Raw genomic sequence first — 19533 nt, forward strand, 5'->3', positions numbered from 1 at the left:
GCGGGGGCGCGCCGGCCGGCCCGCCCCCCCCGCCGGGTCACGCCCTGAAAAACGACGAACAGGGAGAACTGCGACATAGCAGTTTCCTGCCATAGGGTTCGGACAAATCGTCCGAGACCCCTCGCTCCCCGAGACGCACCCGGCCCGCCGGTCCCCTCCGCGCCACCCCGGACCCTGCTTGGAAAAATACCCCCTAGGGGTATAGTCTTGTGAGCATCGAAGGGAACCCTGGAACCTCAGGCCCCTTTTCGGCCCACAGGCATCACGCCGCGACCCGCCACCACACTCCGCCCACCCCGCTCGCCCCGCGACCCCGCACACGCCTCGACGAGGAGCACGCCATGACCGCGCAGACCGACACCCAGGGTTCCATCACGGCCGTCTACCAGGTGACCGGCATGAGCTGCGGGCACTGCGAGGGCTCCGTCTCCGGTGAGATCTCCGGGATCGCCGGCGTCAGCTCGGTCCAGGCGGTGGCCGCGACCGGCGAGGTCACCGTGATCTCCGTCGCACCGCTCGACGAGGAGGCCGTGCGCGCGGCGGTCGACGAGGCGGGCTTCGAGCTCGCCACCAAGGCCTGAGCCCGCACCCCAGTTCCAATCAGTTCCACCTAGTTCCACCAGTTCCACCTAGCTCTCCACACCGGGCCGTACCGACCAGCTGATACTGGCTCCGTACGGCCCGGCTCATTCCCTGGAGCCGGACCATGACCACCGCAGCACCCGAGTCACCCATAGCGAAGACGCCTCCGACCGTCTCTCCGACCGCCGCCGCCCTCGTCACCGCCGAAGTCGAACTCACGATCGGCGGAATGACCTGCGCCTCCTGCGCGGCCCGCGTCGAGAAGAAGCTCAACCGCATGGACGGCGTCACCGCCACGGTCAACTACGCGACGGAGAAGGCGAAGGTCTCGTACCCGGTGGGGGTACCGGTCGCCGACCTGATCGCCACCGTCGTGAAGACGGGATACACGGCCGAGGAACCCCCGCCGCCTCCGACGGGCACGCCGGAACCGGCCGCCGGAACCGCCGAGGACCCCGAACTCGCCTCCCTGCGCGAGCGGCTCGTCGTCTCCGCCCTGCTCGCCCTCCCCGTCGTCCTGATGTCGATGGTTCCCGCACTGCAGTTCGACAACTGGCAGTGGCTCTCGCTGACACTCGCCGCGCCCGTCGTCGTCTGGGGCGCGCTGCCGTTCCACCGGGCCGCGTTCACCAACGCGCGGCACGGCGCCGCCACCATGGACACCCTCGTCTCGGTCGGCACGCTCGCCGCGTTCGGCTGGTCCCTGTGGGCGCTGTTCTGGGGGCACGCGGGGATGCCCGGCATGCGGCACGCCTTCGAGTTCACCGTCTCGCGCACCGACGGATCGTCGACGATCTATCTCGAGGTCGCCGCGGGGGTCGTCACGTTCATCCTGCTCGGCCGCTATCTGGAGGCCCGTTCCAAGCGCCGGGCGGGAGCGGCGCTGCGGGCCCTGATGGAACTGGGTGCCAGGGACGTGGCGGTGCTGCGCGACGGCCGCGAGGTGCGCGTCCCCGTCGAGCGGCTCACGGCCGGCGACCGCTTCGTCGTACGGCCCGGCGAGAAGATCGCCACGGACGGCACCGTCGTCGAGGGCGTCTCCGCGGTGGACGCCTCCATGCTGACGGGCGAGTCGGTGCCGGCCGACGTCTCGGTGGGCTCGGTGGTGACGGGCGCGACCGTGAACGCCGGGGGCCGGCTCGTCGTCGAGGCGACCCGGGTCGGAGCCGACACCCAGCTCGCGCGGATGGCCCGGCTCGTCGAGGACGCACAGAACGGCAAGGCCGAGGTGCAGCGGCTCGCCGACCGGATCTCCGGCGTCTTCGTACCGGTGGTGCTGCTGCTCGCACTCGGCACCTTCGCGGTCTGGCTCGGCGCCACGGGCGACACGGCCGCCGCCTTCACCGCCGCCGTCGCGGTGCTGATCATCGCCTGCCCGTGCGCGCTCGGCCTGGCCACCCCGACCGCCCTGATGGTCGGCACCGGCCGCGGCGCCCAGCTCGGCATCCTCATCCGGGGGCCCGAGGTCCTGGAGTCCACCCGCCGTGTCGACACCGTCGTCCTGGACAAGACCGGCACGGTGACGACCGGGCGGATGACGCTACGCGAGGTGTACGTCACCGCGGGCGGCGACGAGAAGGAGCTCCTGCGGCTCGCAGGCGCCCTGGAACACGCCTCCGAGCATCCGGTGGCCCGGGCGATCGCCGTGGGCGCCCAGGAGCGGGCTGGAGCCCTTCCCGCGGTGCGGGACTTCGAGAGCGCCCCCGGGCTGGGCGTACGCGGGCGCGTGGAGGGTCACGACGTCCGGGTGGGGCGGCTCGACCAGGGATCGCTCCCGCAGGAGCTGGCCCGGGCGAAGGCCGGGGCCGAGGCGGACGGGCGGACGGCCGTCGTCGTCACCCGGGACGGGGTGGCACTCGGCGTGCTGACCGTCGCCGACACGGTCAAGGAGACCAGCGCGCAGGCCGTGCGCGAGCTGCGCGCCCTGGGGCTCACCCCCGTGCTGCTGACCGGTGACAACCGGGCGGTCGCGGAGTCGGTGGCGCGTGCCGTGGGCATCGACCCCGGCGACGTGATCGCCGAGGTGCTGCCGCAGGACAAGGTCGACGTCGTCCGGCGGCTGCAGGGCGAGGGGCGGACCGTGGCGATGGTCGGCGACGGGGTGAACGACGCGGCCGCGCTCGCCACCGCGGACCTCGGCCTCGCGATGGGCACAGGCACGGACGCGGCGATCGAGGCGAGCGATCTGACGCTGGTCCGCGGGGATCTCCGGGTGGCGGCGGACGCGATCCGGCTGTCCCGCAGGACGCTGTCCACGATCCGGGGAAACCTGGTCTGGGCCTTCGCCTACAACGTGGCGGCGCTGCCGCTCGCCGCGGCCGGACTCCTCAACCCCATGATCGCGGGGGCCGCGATGGCCTTCTCGTCCGTGTTCGTGGTGACGAACAGCCTTCGACTCAGGACATTCTCATGACGACGGAGTAAGAGTCCCCCTAGAGTCCAACGGGAGCCTCACATAAGCTCTTCACAAGGCTCGCGCATCTTCCTTACGCTTGGCCCCCGATTCCCGTATCGGGGCTCTTGCGTATCTTCAGGACATACGCAAGAGACACAGATCACAGTGATGTGAACGTAACCAGCGAAGGGGTTCGTGAGTCTAAGTTGGCGATGCCAGAGACGTCTTGGGGGGCGTTTCTGACATCTGGGGATGTCTTGGGGGACGTTCCCGGAACTGCGTTGCCGGGGCACGTACAGCGGGGAGCTTTGAGCGGCCCTCCCGTCGGTACGGGTCCCGGCAGATCGCACCGGAGCGCGTGCGGGAGCACGCGGTAGCACGAAGAGTTCTGCTCGTTTTGCTCGCAGCGATTCAGGCGCTGTCCACAGACGCCCGGCCGGATCCCGTGGGGGGAATCCGCACCGGGACAAGGAAAGCGCCCTGACTGCCGGCCCGTGGGGGGACCGGTAGCAGGGCGCTTTCCGTTTTGCTCGTTCTCTTCGGTTCGCTCGGTTTCGACCTCTTCGTACGGCTATGCCCGCCCGAAGATGATCAGCGAGCCTCGACCGGCACGAAGTCGCGCTCGACGACACCCGTGTAGATCTGGCGCGGGCGGCCGATGCGGGAGCCGGGCTCCTTGATCATCTCGTGCCACTGGGCGATCCAGCCCGGGAGGCGGCCGAGGGCGAACAGGACCGTGAACATCTCGGTCGGGAAGCCCATGGCGCGGTAGATCAGACCCGTGTAGAAGTCCACGTTCGGGTAGAGGCTGCGCGAGACGAAGTAGTCGTCGGAGAGCGCGTGCTCCTCCAGCTTGAGCGCGATGTCCAGCAGCTCGTCGGACTTGCCGAGCGCCGAGAGGACATCGTGCGCCGCCGCCTTGATGATCTTCGCCCGGGGGTCGAAGTTCTTGTAGACGCGGTGCCCGAAGCCCATCAGGCGGACGCCGTCCTCCTTGTTCTTCACCTTGCGGATGAAGGAGTCGACGTCGCCGCCGGAGGCCTGGATGCCCTCGAGCATCTCCAGCACGGACTGGTTGGCGCCACCGTGCAGCGGGCCCCAGAGGGCGGAGATGCCGGCGGAGATCGAGGCGAACATGTTCGCCTGCGAGGAGCCCACCAGCCGCACGGTGGAGGTCGAACAGTTCTGCTCGTGGTCCGCGTGCAGGATGAGCAGCTTGTCCAGCGCGGAGACGACGACCGGGTCGAGCTCGTACTCCTGGGCGGGGACCGAGAAGGTCATGCGCAGGAAGTTCTCGACGTACCCGAGGTCGTTGCGCGGGTAGACGAAGGGGTGGCCGATCGACTTCTTGTAGGCGTACGCCGCGATCGTCGGAAGCTTGGCCAGCAGGCGGATCGTCGAGAGGTGCCGCTGCTTCTCGTCGAACGGGTTGTGACTGTCCTGGTAGAACGTCGACAGGGCGCTGACCACCGACGACAGCATCGCCATCGGGTGCGCGTCACGCGGGAAGCCCTGGAAGAAGCGCTTGACGTCCTCGTGCAGCAGGGTGTGCTGCGTGATCTCGTTCTTGAAGGTGGAGAGCTCGTCCACGTCCGGCAGTTCGCCGTTGATCAGCAGCGAGGCCACCTCCAGGAAGGTGGAGCGCTCGGCCAGCTGCTCGATCGGGTAGCCGCGGTACCGGAGGATGCCCTGCTCACCGTCGAGATAGGTGATCGCGGATTTGTAGGCGGCGGTGTTGCCGTACCCGCTGTCCAGCGTCACCAGCCCGGTCTGGGCGCGGAGCTTCCCGATGTCGACGCCCTTGTCGCCGACGCTGCTGTCGATCACCGGGTAGGTGTATTCGCCATCGCCGTACCGCAGTACTACAGAGTTGTCGCTCACGTCATCCCTCACCGACGTTGTGCCTCTTCTTCGAGGTGCCCTGACTGTCTCTACCATCCCCCATTTGGCCCTGGAGAGTGCACTCGGGGTCGACCATTGGGCCTATTGGCGGCACTGAGTGCCGCCAGCCTTCTCATCCTGCCCCCCTGCGCCCTGCTTCCGGAAGTGCTGTGTGACCTTTACGACTCATTTGATCGATCATTTTTTTGGGGGACTCGGCCGAGGGGGCGCGAGTCGGAACGCGCCCCGGGACCGGCCGGAACCGGTCAGGGCAGGTGGGCCGGTTCCGGAGCGGGCACGTGGGACAGCGGGCGGCCCCCCAGACGGAAGGACAGGGCCGTACAGCGCCGGCCGGCCGACACCGTGCGGACGGCCTGGCCGATCGCCTTGCGGGAGCCGACGAGGACGACCAGTTTCTTGGCCCGGGTGACCGCCGTGTAGAGGAGGTTGCGCTGGAGCATCATCCAGGCTCCCGTGGTGACCGGGATCACCACCGCGGGGTACTCGCTGCCCTGGGAACGGTGGATCGTCACCGCGTACGCGTGGGCCAGCTCGTCCAGTTCGTCGAAGTCGTACGGCACCTCCTCGTCCTCGTCCGTCAGCACCGTCAGACGCTGTTCGATCGGATCGAGCGAGGTCACGACGCCCACGGTGCCGTTGAAGACACCGTTCTCGCCCTTCTCGTAGTTGTTGCGGATCTGGGTGACCTTGTCGCCGACGCGGAAGACCCGGCCGCCGAAGCGCTTCTCGGCGAGCTCGGGACGCGCGGGCGTGATCGCCTGCTGGAGCAGGCCGTTGAGGGTGCCCGCGCCGGCCGGTCCCCGGTGCATCGGTGCCAGCACCTGTACGTCCCGGCGCGGATCGAGTCCGAACTTGGCCGGAATCCGCCGTGCCACCACATCCACCGTGAGCCGCCCGGTCTCCTCGGTGTCGTCCTCGACGAAGAGGAAGAAGTCCTTCAGGCCGTCGGTGACCGGGTGCTGCCCGGAGTTGATCCGGTGCGCGTTCGTCACCACCCCGGACTGCTGGGCCTGGCGGAAGATCCGGGTCAGCCGGACCGACGGGACGGGACCGCCCTCGGCGAGCAGGTCCCGCAGGACCTCGCCCGCGCCCACGCTGGGGAGCTGGTCGACGTCTCCCACGAACAGCAGGTGGGCGCCCGGCGGCACCGCCTTGGCCAGCTTGTTGGCGAGCAGCAGGTCGAGCATGGAGGCCTCGTCCACCACCACCAGGTCGGCGTCCAGCGGCCGGTCCTTGTCGTACGCCGCGTCCCCGCCCGGCTTCAGCTCCAGCAGCCGGTGCACCGTCGAGGCCTCGGCCCCCGTCAGCTCGGCGAGCCGCTTGGCCGCGCGGCCCGTGGGCGCGGCGAGGACCACCTTCGCCCGCCTGGCGCGCGCCAGCTCCACGATCGAGCGGACCGTGAACGACTTGCCGCAGCCGGGGCCTCCGGTGAGCACGGCGACCTTGCTGGTGAGCGCCAGCCGCACGGCCTCCTCCTGCTCGGGCGCCAACTCCGCGCCCGTACGCCCCTTGAGCCAGGTCAGCGCCTTGTCCCAGGCCACGTCCCGGAACCCGGGCATCCGGTCCTGGTCGGTGCGCAGCAGGCGCAACAGCTGTGCGGAGAGGGAGAGTTCGGCGCGGTGGAAGGGCACCAGATAGACCGCCGTCACCGGCTCGCCGCCGTCGGGACCGGGCACCTTCTCCCGGACGACACCGGGCTCCGCGTCACCCTCCGGGGGAGCGGCGAGTTCGGCCAGGCACTCGATGACCAGGCCCGTGTCCACCTGGAGGAGCTTCACCGCGTCCGCGATCAGCCGCTCCTCCGGGAGATAACAGTGCCCCTGGTCGGTGGACTGCGAAAGGGCGTACTGGAGGCCCGCCTTGACGCGCTCCGGGCTGTCGTGCGGGATGCCGACGGACTGGGCGATCCGGTCGGCGGTGAGGAAGCCGATGCCCCAGACGTCGGCGGCGAGCCGGTAGGGCTGGTTCTTCACGACGGAGATCGAGGCGTCGCCGTACTTCTTGTAGATGCGCACGGCGATCGACGTCGACACCTCGACGCTCTGGAGGAAGAGCATGACCTCCTTGATCGCCTTCTGCTCCTCCCAGGCGTCGGCGATCTTCTTCGTCCGCTTGGGGCCGAGGCCGGGGACCTCGATGAGCCGCTTCGGCTCCTCCTCGATGATCCGGAGCGTGTCCACCCCGAAGTGCTGGGTGATGCGGTCGGCGAAGACCGGGCCGATGCCCTTGACCAGGCCGGAACCGAGGTAGCGGCGGATGCCCTGGACGGTGGCCGGGAGGACCGTCGTGTAGTTCTCCACCGTGAACTGCTTGCCGTACTGCGGGTGGGAACCCCAGCGGCCCTCCATCCGGAGCGACTCGCCGGCCTGCGCGCCGAGCAGCGCGCCGACGACGGTCAGCAGGTCCCCCGCGCCACGGCCGGTGTCCACGCGCGCGACCGTGTAGCCGCTCTCCTCGTTCGCGTAGGTGATCCGCTCCAGTACGCCTTCGAGGACGGCCTGCTGCCGTTCGCCTGTGGGAGTCCCCGCCTGGTGAGCCATGATCCGACGGTACCGGTGGGGACCGACAGGGGGCGGCCCCTGTCCGAGGGCGCCGGAGAGAGGGACGCCCGCGACCGCTCACGGCCGTCGGGCCGGCCCCCCGGGTGCCCGCTTCAGGGCTTCGAGGAAGACGGTGAAGGTGGGGGTGGGGAAGGTGAGGGTGGCTCGGGCGGGGGCCTTGGAGTCGCGGATGGCTGTGCGGATGGCGGCGGTCGCGATCTCCACGCACTCGTTGCCGTCACCCGGGCCCGAGTAGGACGACTTTCGCCAGTTGTCCATGGGATTCCTCATAGCTCTTTCATCAGCCGGTGGATGAACTCACGCGACTGTCCGGGGTCGAGTGACGCGCCCTCCACCTTACGGAAGCTCGTTCGATAGGTGTCGAGCTGGGCTTCGGAATCGAGGAAGGCCGAGCCGTGCAGCGCATCGCGCACCACCGTGTCCAGCCTGGACAAGGGGCCGCCCACGTACGTCATCGTGCTGGAGGCTCCGGCAAAGCCGTCAAGATCCAGGGGGATGACACGCACGGTGACGTGGTCGGCCTCGGAGAACTCCACGAGTCGCACGAGCTGGACCCTTGAGATGGCGCGGTCTCCGACTCTGATCCGAAGCGCCGCCTCGTGGATCACCGCCTCATACGGGACGGTGACCTGCTGACGTGCCTTTCGGTGCTGGATGCGGACCTCGATCTCGTCGCTGGTGAGTTCGGGCAGCCTGGACGAGAAGACAGCACGTGAGTAGTCCTGGGTCTGCAGCAGTCCCGGCACGTACAGGATGGCCACGTGGCGCTGAAACCGTGCGTGGTGCTCCAGTTCGGACAGGTCCAGGAATGACGTGGGGAGCAGGCCCCGGTACTCCTCCCACCAACCCCGCGTGCGGTCGATGGCCATCGCCACCAGAGCGTCGGTGAACTCCTCGTCCGTACAGGCATAGTGCGATGCGAAGCGGCGCAGTCGCTGCTCGCTCACCCCCACGAGCCCTGCTTCGATCTGACTGATCTGGACGCGACTCGTGCCGAGCAGGGCCGCCGCCTCGGTGGCGCTGAGTCCCGCTGTCTCGCGGAGCCTGCGCAGTTCGGTGGCCAGGCGCATCTGACGTGCTGTCGGTTCGCGCCTCAGGACCATCTCGCTCCTCGGTTCAACACGCTTGCTGATGCGACTCGTTCGAGGGGCAGATTACGCGATCGACTTGCCCGGGATTAAGTGTTAGCCGTACCGTCGGTGACGCGACGAACACGCAGCGGAAGCGCACCGCCCCGTCCCGCCATGACGGATGCAGCAAGGCCACCGTGCGTGCATTTCCCCCACAGTCACCGGAGTTGATGACGCATGCCCGAAGCATGGGAGTACACCCTCACCATCCCCAACGACCTCCGCGCGGTCACCGTCAGCCGCCGCACCCTCCGGCTGATCCTCACCGCCCACGGGCTGATCGGCCTGGTCGACGTCGCCGAGCTGCTCGCCACCGAGCTGGTGTCCAACGCCGTACGGCACACGAAGGGACCGGCCGCCCTGCGGGTGCGCTGGGCGCCGCCGGGCACCCTGCGGCTCGGAGCGTGGGACGCGAACCCCGAACCGCCGGAGCCGCCACGGTCGCTGGACCGGTTCGCCGAGCGGGAGGAGGGACGGGGGCTGGCGCTGGTGCAGGCGTGCTCGGACCTGTGGGGCTGGCAGCCGTTGTCCAGGTTCGGCAACCGGGGCAAGTACGTGTGGTGCGAGCTGGCCGCGGCGTGATCCTCGCCCCGCCGCCGACCCGAGAGGCCCGGCGAGCGGGGCACCCCTTCGGAACCCCTGCCCGTGGAGGCCGCCAGCCGTCCCACTGACCCTCCGCGACGCCGGTGGGACCCGGATCACGTTCATCACGATCCGGTGTCAGAAGGTCTTTGGACCCTTGCCCGAAACCCGTGTAATCGATTCCAATCCTTCATGTAATCGATTCCACGAGGAGGTGGGGCGGTCATGGCGAGCATCAAGGATGTCGCCGCGGAGGCGGGTGTGTCCGTCGCCACGGTCTCCCGTGTGCTGAACGACCATCCGTCGGTCAGCCCGGACGCACGCACCCGCGTGCTGGCGGCCGTGGCGAACCTGGGCTACCGCCCGAACGCCGTCGCCCGTTCGCTGCGCACCGACCAGACGCGCACCCTGGGCCTGGTCATCAGCGACGTGCTGAACCCCTACTTCACCGAACTGGCCCGCTCCGTCGAGGAGGAGGCCCGCGCCCTCGGCTACAGCGTGATCATCGGCAACGCCGACGAGCGGCCCGAGATCGAGGACCACCACGTACGGACCCTGCTGGACCGGCGCATCGACGGTCTGCTGGTCTCCCCCACCGACGGCGGCTCCCCCGCGATGCTGGACGCGGCGCGTGCCGGCACCCCGATGGTCTTCGTGGACCGCTGGATCGCCGGCGTGGACGTCCCCGTCGTACGGGCGGACGGCCGGACGGCCGTACGTGACCTCGTCGCCCATCTGCACGGTCTCGGACACCGCCGGCTCGCCATCATCACGGGCCCCGCGGCGACCACCACCGGCAGTGAGCGGGTCGAGGCGTTCCGGGAAGCGCTCGCCGCCCACGGCATCGCCCTGCCGGACGCCTACATCGGACAGGGCGACTTCCAGGCCGAGAGCGGGCGCCGCGCCACCGAACGGTTCCTGGACCTGGCCGAACCGCCCGAAGTCGTCTTCGCCGCCGACAACCTGATGGCGCTCGGCGCGCTGGACGCCGTCCGGGCACGTGGGCTGCGGGTGCCCGAGGACATCGCGCTCGCCGCGTTCGACGACATCCCGTGGTTCGTGCACACCGATCCCCCGATCACCGCGATCGCCCAGCCGACCGGTGACCTGGGACGGGCCGCCGTACGCGCGCTCGTCGACCGGATCGAGGGACGCCCCCCGCAGTCCGTCACCCTCCCCGCCCGTCTCGTCGTCCGCCGCTCGTGCGGCGAGCCGCCTCCGCTACGGACGGTCCCCGTACCACCGCCCCCCGTACCACCGACCCCCCTAGAGACGACCCCCGCACAGCAGTCCCCCGTACAAAGGAGTCAGCCGTGAGCAACGAGGACGAGTTGCTGCGCATCGAGGGCATTCGCAAGACCTTCCCCGGCGTGGTAGCGCTGGACAGCGTCGACTTCGATCTGCGCCGCGGTGAGGTGCACGTGCTGCTCGGCGAGAACGGCGCAGGCAAGAGCACGCTGATCAAGATGCTCTCCGGCGCCTACCAGCCCGACTCCGGGCGTGTCCTCGTGGACCGTGAGGAGGTACGCATCCACGGCGCGCAGGACTCCGAGCGCCTCGGGATCGCGACCATCTACCAGGAGTTCAACCTCGTTCCCGATCTGACGGTCGCCGAGAACATCTTCCTGGGACGGCAGCCGCGCCGCTACGGGCTGATCGACCGCAAGACGATGGAGACCGAGGCCGCCGCGCTGCTCGAACGGGTCGGCGTGAACGTGTCGCCCCGCGCACGGGTGCGTGAACTCGGTATCGCGCGCCTCCAGATGGTCGAGATCGCGAAGGCGCTGAGCCTGGACGCGCGCGTCCTGATCATGGACGAGCCGACCGCGGTGCTCACCTCCGAAGAGGTCGAGAAACTCTTCACGATCGTGCGCCAGCTGCGCGAGGACGGGGTCGGCATCGTCTTCATCACGCACCACCTGGAGGAGATCGCGGCCCTGGGAGACCGGGTCACGGTCATCCGCGACGGCAAGAGCGTCGGCCAGGTGCCCGCGACCACGCCCGAGGACGAACTGGTCCGCCTCATGGTGGGCCGGTCGATCGAACAGCAGTATCCGCGTGAGCGCCCCGAGGCCGGCACCGGTGACGGAACCGGTACCGGGACCGCGTTGCTGACCGTCGAGGGGCTGACCCGCGACGGTGTCTTCCACGACGTGAGCTTCGAGGTGCGGGCCGGTGAGGTCGTCGGCATCGCGGGGCTGGTGGGCGCCGGACGTACGGAGGTCGTCCGCGCGGTCTTCGGCGCCGACCCCTACGACAAGGGCGCCGTGAAGGTCGCCGGCGCCGAGCTGCGCCGGCACGACGTGACCGCGGCGATGCGGGCCGGTATCGGGCTCGTCCCCGAGGACCGCAAGGGCCAGGGACTGCTCCTCGACGCCTCCGTCGAGGAGAACCTGGGCCTCGTCACCATGCGGGGCGCCACGCACGGCGGACTCGTCGACCTCAGGGGTCAGCGGGTGGCCGCCGCGCGGATCGCCGAACAGCTCGGCGTCCGGATGGCCGGGCTCGGCCAGCACGTACGCACCCTGTCCGGCGGCAACCAGCAGAAAGTCGTCATCGGCAAGTGGCTGCTGGCCGACACCAAGGTGCTGATCCTCGACGAGCCGACCCGTGGCATCGACGTCGGCGCCAAGGTCGAGATCTACCAGCTCGTCAACGAACTGACGGCCGCGGGCGCGGCCGTCCTGATGATCTCCAGCGATCTGCCCGAGGTGCTCGGCATGAGCGACCGGGTGCTGGTGATGGCCCAGGGCCGGATCGCGGGCGAACTGTCCGCGGCCGAAGCGACGCAGGACTCCGTGATGGCACTCGCCGTCAGTACACCGACCACCAACACCGAAACCGCTGTGGAGGGCTCCCGTGGCCACTGACACGCTCAAGAGCACATCGGGCGCGAGTGGCGCCTCGGCGGTCCGCCGCCTCCTGCTCGACAACGGAGCGCTCACGGCGCTCATCGCCCTCGTCATCGCGATGGCGGCGCTGTCCGGCGACTTCCTGACGACGGACAACCTGCTCAACATCGGCGTCCAGGCGGCCGTGACCGCCATCCTCGCCTTCGGCGTGACCTTCGTCATCGTCTCGGCGGGCATCGACCTGTCGGTCGGCTCGGTCGCCGCGCTCTCCGCCACCGTCCTCGCCTGGCTGGCGACCTCACAGGGCGTCCCGGTCTGGATCGCGGTGATCGTCTCCATCGCCGCCGGCATCCTCTGCGGCCTGACCAACGGCGTGCTGATCGCGTACGGGAAACTGCCGCCCTTCATCGCGACGCTCGCCATGCTCTCGGTGGGCCGCGGTCTGTCCCTGGTGATCTCGCAGGGCAGCCCGATCGCCTTCCCCTCCTCGGTCTCGCACCTCGGTGACACCCTCGGCGGCTGGCTGCCCGTCCCGGTCCTCGTCATGGTCGTCATGGGCCTGATCACGGCCGTGGTCCTCGGCCGTACGTACATCGGCCGCTCCATGTACGCCATCGGCGGCAACGAGGAGGCGGCCCGCCTCTCCGGCCTCCGGGTGAAGAAGCAGAAGCTCGCGATCTACGCCCTGTCGGGTCTGTTCGCGGCCGCCGCGGGCATCGTGCTCGCCTCCCGGCTCTCCTCCGCGCAGCCGCAGGCCGCGCAGGGCTACGAGCTGGACGCGATCGCCGCGGTCGTCATCGGCGGTGCCTCGCTCGCGGGCGGCACCGGCAAGGCGTCCGGCACGCTGATCGGCGCGCTGATCCTCGCGGTGCTGCGCAACGGCCTCAACCTGCTGTCCGTCTCCGCCTTCTGGCAGCAGGTCGTCATCGGTGTCGTGATCGCGCTGGCGGTGCTGCTCGACACGGTGCGGCGCAAGGCCGGGGCGACCCCGGTGGCCGCGGGAGCCGGGTCACCGGGCAACCGGGGCAAGCAGGCGGCGACGTACCTCATCGCGGCCGTGGTCGCGGCGGCGATCGTCGGAGCGATGTCCTTCGTGCACGGCGGTTCCTCCTCGCCGGCCACGAAGAAGGTGGGCCTGTCCCTCTCCACCCTGAACAACCCCTTCTTCGTCCAGATCAAGGCGGGCGCGCAGCAGGAGGCGAAGAAGCTCGGCGTGCGCCTGACCGTCACCGACGCGCAGAACGACGCCTCCCAGCAGGCCAACCAGCTGCAGAACTTCACCAGTTCGGGCCTCGGCGCGATCATCGTCAACCCGGTGGACTCGGACGCCGCGGGCCCGGCGGTCCGCTCGGCGAACAAGGCCGACATCCCCGTCATCGGTGTCGACCGGGGCGTGAACAAGGCGAACACGGCCGCGCTCGTCGCCTCCGACAACATCGAGGGCGGCAAGCTGGGCGCCAAGGCGCTGGCCGAGAAGCTGGGCGGCAAGGGCAAGATCGTGATCCTGCAGGGTCTGGCGGGCACGTCCGCCAGCCGTGAGCGGGGCGCGGGCTTCGCCGAGGGCCTGAAGGCCTACCCCGGCATCAAGGTCGTCGCCCAGCAGCCCGCGGACTTCGACCGCACCAAGGGCCTCGACGTGATGACGAACCTGCTCCAGGCGCACCCCGACGTCCAGGGTGTCTTCGCCGAGAACGACGAGATGGCGCTCGGCGCGATCAAGGCGCTCGGTTCCAAGGCCGGCAAGTCGGTCTCGGTCATCGGCTTCGACGGCACCCCCGACGGCCTGAAGGCGGTCAAGAACGGCACGCTGTACGCCTCCGTGGCCCAGCAGCCGTCGGAGCTCGGCCGGATCGCGGTGGAGAACGCGCTGAAGTCCGCCGAGGGCAAGAAGGTCGAGAAGACCGTGATGGTGCCGGTGAAGGTGGTCACGGCGCAGAACGTGGCCGGGTTCACGGGCTGAGCCGACCGGCGGTGGGGCGGCCGGGCGGTCCACGCGACCGACCGGCCGCCCCGACTCACCTCAGCTACACAGGGAGACACTTCATGTACGACTACGACCTGCTGGTCGTGGGCTCGGCCAACGCGGACCTGGTGATCGGGGTCGAGCGGCGGCCCGCGGCCGGCGAGACGGTGCTCGGCTCCGACCTCGTCGTCCACCCCGGCGGCAAGGGCGCCAACCAGTCGGTCGCCGCCGCCCGTCTCGGGGCCCGTACGGCCCTGCTGGCCCGGGTCGGCGACGACGCTCATGGCCGGCTGCTGCTCGACTCGCAGCGGGCGGCCGGCGTCGACACCGCGGGCGTGCTCGTCGGCGGAGCGCCCACCGGCGTGGCGCTGATCACGGTGGACCCGTCCGGGGACAACAGCATCGTGGTCTCACCGGGCGCGAACGGCCGGCTGACACCGCAGGACGTCCGGGCGGCCACGCGTCTCGTGCGGGCCTCCCGGGTGGTCTCGGCTCAGCTGGAGATCCCCCTGGAGACGGTCGTGGAGGTCGTACGGACACTCGCGCCGGGCAGTCGTTTCGTGCTGAATCCGTCGCCGCCCCGGCCGCTGCCCGCCGAGGTGCTGGCGGCCTGCGACCCGTTGATCGTGAACGAGCACGAGGCCCGGGTGGTGCTGGGCGACGGTGCGGGCCCGGAGCCCGAGGACTGGGCGACGGCCCTGCTCGCCCTCGGCCCGCGCTCGGTGGTCGTCACGCTGGGCGCGCGGGGCGCGCTGGTGGCGGACGCGGACGGAACCGCGCGGGTGCCGTCCGTGCGGGTGGAGACCGTGGACACGACAGGCGCGGGGGACTCGTTCACCGCGGCGCTGGCCTGGCGGCTGGGGCTCGGTGAGCCGCTGTCCGTGGCCGCCGCCTACGCGGCCCGGGTGGGTGCCGTCGCCGTCACCCGGCCCGGTGCCCAGGAGTCCTTCCCGACCGCCGAGGAGGTCGAGTCGTTGTGAAGAGAGCCGGAATTCTGAACCGCCATCTCGCGGGCGCCCTGGCCGAACTGGGCCATGGGCACGGGGTGCTGGTGTGCGACGCGGGTATGCCGATACCGGAGGGGCCGCGCGTCGTGGACCTGGCCTTCCGGGCCGGGGTGCCGTCGTTCGCCGAGGTGCTCGACGGGCTGCTGGCGGAGCTGGTGGTGGAGGGCGCCATCGCCGCGCGCGAGGTCCACGGGGCGAACCCGGAGGCCTCCGCACTGCTGACCGCCCGCTTTCCCACGCTGGAACTGGTCCCGCACGAGGAACTGAAGTCGCTGTCGGCGGGCGCGCGGCTGATCGTCCGCACGGGAGAGGCACGGCCGTACGCGAACGTGCTGCTGCGGTGCGGGGTGTTCTTCTAGACGCCGGTGTCCGGGGGCTGCCGGGACGTTTCGAGGGGGCCCGGTCCGTCGACCGGGCCCCCTCGGGTTCCCCTCCGCATCAGAACCCCCGCGATCCCCCCGGATCCCCCTCCAGAAGTCCTGATGCCACGTACGACCCGCCAGGTGCGGGGAGGGTTGTACGGACTTCCGGGATTTTTTTCGGCGTGCCGACCGACCGGGGTGCACGTAGCGTTTGCGGCATGAACGAGGAGCCACTCCAGCAGGATGTGCTCGACGCGCTCGACGACGCCGGGCTCCAGGAGATCGCGGGTCTGCTCGGCACGGACGCGGCCGGAGCGCGCGAGGTCGTCGGCACCACGGTGTCGGAATTCTCGGGAGGCATCCAGGACCGTGCGGTCACGGATCCGGGCGAGGTCCAGCAGGCCTACGCCGAGGCGCAGGAGGCCCCGCTGAGCGGTGTGGCCACCCTGGGCGGCCTGGGCGGCATGGGTTCCGGCGGCCTGATGGGCGGACTGCTCGCCCGCATCAGCAGGCCGGTCGCGAACGCGGTCGCCAGGAAGACGGGGCTGCCTCCGGCGACGGTGGCCCGGGTGATCGAACTGGTGATCCCGGTGCTGTTGTCGGTCCTGACGAAGCGGGCCGCCCGCGGAACGCGGAAGTAGCCTCCGCACGGACGGGGACGGGGACGGGGACGACGACGCCGCCCCGCGCAGCCACCCGACGCCCGGCACCCGGCACCCGGCACCGCTACCCGCTACCCGCTACCCGCTACCCGCTACCCGCTACCCGGCATGCTCCACGAACCGCGCCACCGTCTCCGCCAGCACCTCCCGCCCGTCGCGGGCCCACAGCCCGTCGTTGAACAGCTCGACCTCGATGGGACCGGCGTAGCCCGCCGCCTCGACATATCCCCGCCACTCCCGCATGTCGACGGCTCCGTCGCCGATCTGGCCGCGGCCGTTCAGAACTCCCTCGGGCAACGGGGTCGTCCAGTCGGCGAGTTGGAAGCTGTGGATACGCCCGGACGCCCCCGCGCGGGCGATCTGGGCGGGCGCGGTGTCGTCCCACCAGACGTGGTAGGTGTCGACGGTGACGCCCACCTGGTCGGCGGGAAATCGTTCCGCGAGGTCCAGGGCCTGGGCGAGGGTGGAGACGACGCAGCGGTCGGCGGCGTACATCGGGTGGAGGGGTTCGACGGCCAGACGTACGCCGCGCCCGGCGGCGTACGGTCCCAGTTCCGCCAGCGCGTCGGCGACGCGTTCACGGGCGCCGCGCAGATCCTTCGACCCGGCCGGGAGGCCGCCGGAGACCAGCACCAGTGTGCCGGTGCCGAGCGTCGCGGCCTCGTCGACCGCCGCGCGGTTGTCGTCCAGGGCGCGGGCCCGCTCGGCGGGCTCGAGCGCCGTGAGGAACCCTCCGCGGCACAGCGTCGTCACCGACAGCCCCGCGTCACGCACGAGCCTGGCGGTGGCCTCGACGCCGTAGGACCGGACGGGCTCCCGCCAGAGCCCCACGCCGGGGACGCCCGACTCGACGCAGGCGGCGACCAGTTCGGGCATCGTCAGCTGCCTCACGGTCATCTGGTTGATGCTGAACCGCTCGAGGGCGTTGCCCGCCGGGCCCGGCGGACTCACCGGGGTCGCCGGGCTCACCGGACCGACCGGACCGACCGGACCGACCGGGCTCACTGATCCACTCCGTGCACCGCCAGCAGGTTCTTCATCCGGGTCTCCGCCAGGGCCGGGTCCGGGAACAGACCCAGCCCGTCGGCCAGTTCGTACGCGCGCCCGAGGTGCGGGAGGGAACGTGCCGACTGCAGGCCGCCCACCATCGTGAAGTGCCCCTGGTGTCCGGCGAGCCACGCCAGGAGGACAACTCCCGTCTTGTAGAAGCGGGTCGGAGCCTGGAAGAGGTGACGGGACAGCTCGACGGTGGGATCGAGCAGTTCGCGGAATCCCTTCACGTCACCCGTGTCGAGTACCCGCACCGCCTCGGCCGCCAGCGGTCCCAGCGGGTCGAAGACGCCCAACAGGGCATGACTGAAGCCCTGTTCGTCGCCCGCGATCAGCTCGGGGTAGTGGAAGTCGTCACCCGTGTAGCAGCGGACCCCGTGCGGGAGCCTGCGACGCAGGCCGACCTCGCGCCGGGCGTCGAGGAGGGAGACCTTGATGCCGTCGACCTTGCCGGGACGGGCCTCGACCACCTCCAGGAGGGCGTCCGTCGCCGCGTCCAGGTCGCTGGACCCCCAGTAGCCCTCCAGCGCCGGGTCGAACATCGGGCCCAGCCAGTGCAGGATCACCGGCCGGGAGGCCTGGCGCAGGAGATGCCCGTAGACGTCGAGGTAGTCCTCGGGGCCCCGCGCGGCGGCGGCCAGGGCCCGCGAGGCCATCAGGACGGCCTGCGCGCCGGTCTCCTCGACGAGCGCGAGCTGCTCCTCGTAGGCGGCGCGGACCTCCGCGAGGGAGCCGGCGGTGATCTGGTCGGTCCCCACCCCGCAGGCGATCCGGCCGCCGGCCGCCTTCGCCTCCGCCGCCGACCGGCGGATGAGTTCGGCCGCGCCCGCCCAGTCCAGGCCCATCCCGCGCTGCGCGGTGTCCATCGCCTCGGCGACACCGAGGCCGTGGGACCACAGGTGGCGGCGGAAGGCGAGGGTGGCGTCCCAGTCGACGGCGGCGGGCGAGTCGGGGGACACGTCGGCGTACGGGTCGGCGACGACATGCGCCGCCGAGAAGACCGTACGGGAGGTGAAGGGCGCCCCTGTGGTGAGGGAGAGGGGCTCGGCGCGCGGCTCGTACAGCCTCACCCCGCCCGACGGGTCCGGCAGTCGCACGGTCACAGCGAGATCTCCGGTACGTCGAGACGGCGGCCCTCGGCCGAGGACTTCAGGCCCAGTTCGGCGAGCTGGACGCCGCGAGCGCCGGCCAGCAGGTCCCAGCGGTAGGGCGCGTCGGCGTAGACGTGCCGCAGGAACAGCTCCCACTGCGCTTTGAAACCGTTGTCGAACTCGGCGTTGTCGGGGACCTCCTGCCATTGGCCGCGGAAGGAGTAGGCGGCCGGGATGTCGGGGTTCCACACCGGCTTGGGGGTGGCGGACCGGTGCTGGACACGGCAGTTGCGCAGCCCGGCGACAGCCGAGCCCTCCGTCCCGTCCACCTGGAACTCGACCAGTTCGTCACGGTCGACACGTACGGCCCAGGAGGAGTTGATCTGGGCGACGGCACCGCCCTCCAGCTCGAAGACGCCGTACGCGGCGTCGTCGGCCGTGGCGTCGTACGGCTTGCCCTGCTCGTCCCACCGCTGCGGGACGTGGGTGGCGGTGAGTGCCTGGACGGAGGTGACCCGGCCGAAGAGCTCGTGCAGGACGTACTCCCAGTGCGGGAACATGTCGACGACGATGCCGCCGCCGTCCTCGGCGCGGTAGTTCCAGGAGGGACGCTGGGCTGGCTGCCAGTCGCCCTCGAAGACCCAGTAGCCGAACTCGCCCCGCACGGACAGGATCCGCCCGAAGAAGCCGCCGTCGATCAGGCGCTTGAGCTTCAGCAGCCCCGGGAGGAACAGCTTGTCCTGCACGACCCCGTGCTTGACGCCCTTCGCGTGGGCGAGCCGGGCCAGTTCCAGGGCGCCGTCGAGGCCGGTGGCGGTCGGCTTCTCGGTGTAGACGTGCTTCCCGGCCGCGACGGCTTTCCGGATGGCCTCCTCGCGGGCGGAGGTGACCTGCGCGTCGAAGTAGAGGTCGACAGCGGGGTCGGCGAGGACCGCGTCCAGGTCCGTCGACCAGTGCTCCAGCCCGTACCGCTCGGCGAGCGTCCTCAGGGCGTGCTCGCGGCGGCCGACGAGGACCGGCTCGGGCCACAGCGTCGTGCCGTCGCCCAGATCCAGACCGCCCTGGTCGCGCAGGGCGAGGATCGAGCGGACGAGGTGCTGGCGATGGCCCATGCGCCCCGTCACGCCGTTCATGGCGATACGCACCGTCTTGCGTGTCACGTCTTCCCCTTCGTACGCGGGTTCCGCGCCGTGTACGCCCCACTGACGAGCGTGACAGCAAGCGCTTTCTAACCAAGGAAGAAGCTAGCCTCTGCCCAGCCGATCGGACAAGACCACGTGGATGGCGAGATGTTCGACCGGCCGGACGTCTGGACTTGAGGGCGCGGGCACGATCGGATGGACCCGCACGTGGCGGGCGTACACGGGTGCGGGGGCGGGTGTGCGCGACGCACG

At 70.6% G+C, this 19533-nt stretch carries 16 protein-coding genes; 9 read left to right on the forward strand and 7 right to left on the reverse strand.

The window, feature by feature from the left end; genetic code table 11:
• Positions 1–341: 341 nt before the first annotated feature.
• Together ABZV34_RS07850 and ABZV34_RS07855 are read left to right on the forward strand one after the other, a co-directional pair.
• Entirely contained in the window at positions 342–581 is a 240-nt protein-coding gene (locus tag ABZV34_RS07850) for a heavy metal-associated domain-containing protein (RefSeq protein ID WP_356272364.1), read from the forward strand.
• A gap of 125 nt (positions 582–706) precedes the next feature.
• Complete coding sequence (locus tag ABZV34_RS07855; protein ID WP_356272366.1) at positions 707–2995, forward strand: heavy metal translocating P-type ATPase; 2289 nt, start codon at positions 707–709, stop codon at positions 2993–2995.
• A 573-nt stretch (positions 2996–3568) separates the two neighbouring features.
• Here the strand turns inward: ABZV34_RS07855 and ABZV34_RS07860 are convergent.
• The 4 genes from ABZV34_RS07860 to ABZV34_RS07875 all read right to left on the reverse strand — a co-directional run bounded on the left by ABZV34_RS07860 (position 3569) and on the right by ABZV34_RS07875 (position 8543).
• Positions 3569–4858, reverse strand: a complete 1290-nt coding sequence (locus ABZV34_RS07860; protein WP_356272368.1) for a citrate synthase — start codon at positions 4856–4858, stop codon at positions 3569–3571.
• A gap of 266 nt (positions 4859–5124) precedes the next feature.
• The gene (locus ABZV34_RS07865; protein ID WP_356272370.1) at positions 5125–7419 is read right to left on the reverse strand and encodes an ATP-dependent RecD-like DNA helicase; all 2295 of its coding nucleotides are present in this window, start codon (positions 7417–7419) and stop codon (positions 5125–5127) included.
• 78 nt (positions 7420–7497) lie between these two features.
• On the reverse strand, positions 7498–7698 hold the full coding sequence (locus ABZV34_RS07870; protein WP_356272372.1) for a DUF397 domain-containing protein: 201 nt from the start codon (positions 7696–7698) through the stop codon (positions 7498–7500).
• A gap of 8 nt (positions 7699–7706) precedes the next feature.
• The gene (locus ABZV34_RS07875; protein WP_356272374.1) at positions 7707–8543 is read right to left on the reverse strand and encodes a helix-turn-helix transcriptional regulator; all 837 of its coding nucleotides are present in this window, start codon (positions 8541–8543) and stop codon (positions 7707–7709) included.
• A 204-nt stretch (positions 8544–8747) separates the two neighbouring features.
• On the opposite strand from ABZV34_RS07875, the gene ABZV34_RS07880 reads away from it, so the two are divergent.
• From ABZV34_RS07880 to ABZV34_RS07910, 7 genes are all read left to right on the forward strand, one after another.
• Positions 8748–9152: an ATP-binding protein gene (locus tag ABZV34_RS07880; protein ID WP_356272376.1), complete on the forward strand. Its 405-nt coding sequence runs from the start codon at positions 8748–8750 to the stop codon at positions 9150–9152.
• Positions 9153–9377: 225 nt separating this feature from the next.
• On the forward strand, positions 9378–10469 hold the full coding sequence (locus tag ABZV34_RS07885) for a LacI family DNA-binding transcriptional regulator (protein ID WP_356272378.1): 1092 nt from the start codon (positions 9378–9380) through the stop codon (positions 10467–10469).
• A complete protein-coding gene (locus ABZV34_RS07890) occupies positions 10466–12022 on the forward strand; it encodes a sugar ABC transporter ATP-binding protein (RefSeq protein ID WP_356272380.1) in 1557 nt (518 codons plus the stop codon). The genes ABZV34_RS07885 and ABZV34_RS07890 overlap by 4 nt, the downstream gene beginning before the upstream one ends.
• Positions 12012–13964, forward strand: a complete 1953-nt coding sequence (locus tag ABZV34_RS07895; protein WP_356272382.1) for a substrate-binding domain-containing protein — start codon at positions 12012–12014, stop codon at positions 13962–13964. Before ABZV34_RS07890 ends, ABZV34_RS07895 begins: the two co-directional genes overlap by 11 nt.
• Before the next feature lie 83 nt (positions 13965–14047).
• Positions 14048–14947, forward strand: a complete 900-nt coding sequence (locus ABZV34_RS07900; protein WP_356272383.1) for a ribokinase — start codon at positions 14048–14050, stop codon at positions 14945–14947.
• Entirely contained in the window at positions 14944–15333 is a 390-nt protein-coding gene (rbsD, locus tag ABZV34_RS07905; RefSeq protein ID WP_356272385.1) for a D-ribose pyranase, read from the forward strand. The genes ABZV34_RS07900 and rbsD overlap by 4 nt, the downstream gene beginning before the upstream one ends.
• 221 nt (positions 15334–15554) lie before the next feature.
• The gene (locus ABZV34_RS07910; protein ID WP_356272387.1) at positions 15555–15977 is read left to right on the forward strand and encodes a DUF937 domain-containing protein; all 423 of its coding nucleotides are present in this window, start codon (positions 15555–15557) and stop codon (positions 15975–15977) included.
• A gap of 120 nt (positions 15978–16097) precedes the next feature.
• Here the strand turns inward: ABZV34_RS07910 and ABZV34_RS07915 are convergent, their stop codons facing one another.
• The 3 genes from ABZV34_RS07915 to ABZV34_RS07925 all read right to left on the reverse strand — a co-directional run bounded on the left by ABZV34_RS07915 (position 16098) and on the right by ABZV34_RS07925 (position 19299).
• Positions 16098–16895 carry a sugar phosphate isomerase/epimerase family protein gene (locus tag ABZV34_RS07915; protein WP_356272389.1) on the reverse strand — a complete coding sequence of 266 codons (798 nt, stop codon included), beginning with the start codon at positions 16893–16895 and terminating at the stop codon, positions 16098–16100.
• 104 nt (positions 16896–16999) lie between these two features.
• Positions 17000–18151 carry a dihydrodipicolinate synthase family protein gene (locus ABZV34_RS07920; RefSeq protein WP_356272391.1) on the reverse strand — a complete coding sequence of 384 codons (1152 nt, stop codon included), beginning with the start codon at positions 18149–18151 and terminating at the stop codon, positions 17000–17002.
• On the reverse strand, positions 18148–19299 hold the full coding sequence (locus tag ABZV34_RS07925) for a Gfo/Idh/MocA family oxidoreductase (protein ID WP_356272393.1): 1152 nt from the start codon (positions 19297–19299) through the stop codon (positions 18148–18150). The genes ABZV34_RS07920 and ABZV34_RS07925 overlap by 4 nt, the downstream gene beginning before the upstream one ends.
• Positions 19300–19533 lie beyond the last annotated feature (234 nt).

It is taken from the genome of Streptomyces sp. NPDC005195, assembly GCF_040608315.1.
Classification (GTDB): domain Bacteria; phylum Actinomycetota; class Actinomycetes; order Streptomycetales; family Streptomycetaceae; genus Streptomyces; species Streptomyces kaempferi.

What these genes read in the sequence shown, in the direction of transcription:
- ABZV34_RS07850 (WP_356272364.1), top strand. Translation starts at nt 342, where the DNA reads ATGACCGCGCAGACCGACACCCAGGGTTCCATCACGGCCGTCTACCAG.
- ABZV34_RS07865 (WP_356272370.1), bottom strand. Translation starts at nt 7,419, where the DNA reads ATGGCTCACCAGGCGGGGACTCCCACAGGCGAACGGCAGCAGGCCGTC.
- ABZV34_RS07915 (WP_356272389.1), bottom strand. Translation starts at nt 16,895, where the DNA reads ATGACCGTGAGGCAGCTGACGATGCCCGAACTGGTCGCCGCCTGCGTC.
- ABZV34_RS07855 (WP_356272366.1), top strand. Translation starts at nt 707, where the DNA reads ATGACCACCGCAGCACCCGAGTCACCCATAGCGAAGACGCCTCCGACC.
- ABZV34_RS07910 (WP_356272387.1), top strand. Translation starts at nt 15,555, where the DNA reads ATGAACGAGGAGCCACTCCAGCAGGATGTGCTCGACGCGCTCGACGAC.
- ABZV34_RS07870 (WP_356272372.1), bottom strand. Translation starts at nt 7,698, where the DNA reads ATGGACAACTGGCGAAAGTCGTCCTACTCGGGCCCGGGTGACGGCAAC.
- ABZV34_RS07880 (WP_356272376.1), top strand. Translation starts at nt 8,748, where the DNA reads ATGCCCGAAGCATGGGAGTACACCCTCACCATCCCCAACGACCTCCGC.
- ABZV34_RS07900 (WP_356272383.1), top strand. Translation starts at nt 14,048, where the DNA reads ATGTACGACTACGACCTGCTGGTCGTGGGCTCGGCCAACGCGGACCTG.
- ABZV34_RS07885 (WP_356272378.1), top strand. Translation starts at nt 9,378, where the DNA reads ATGGCGAGCATCAAGGATGTCGCCGCGGAGGCGGGTGTGTCCGTCGCC.
- ABZV34_RS07875 (WP_356272374.1), bottom strand. Translation starts at nt 8,543, where the DNA reads ATGGTCCTGAGGCGCGAACCGACAGCACGTCAGATGCGCCTGGCCACC.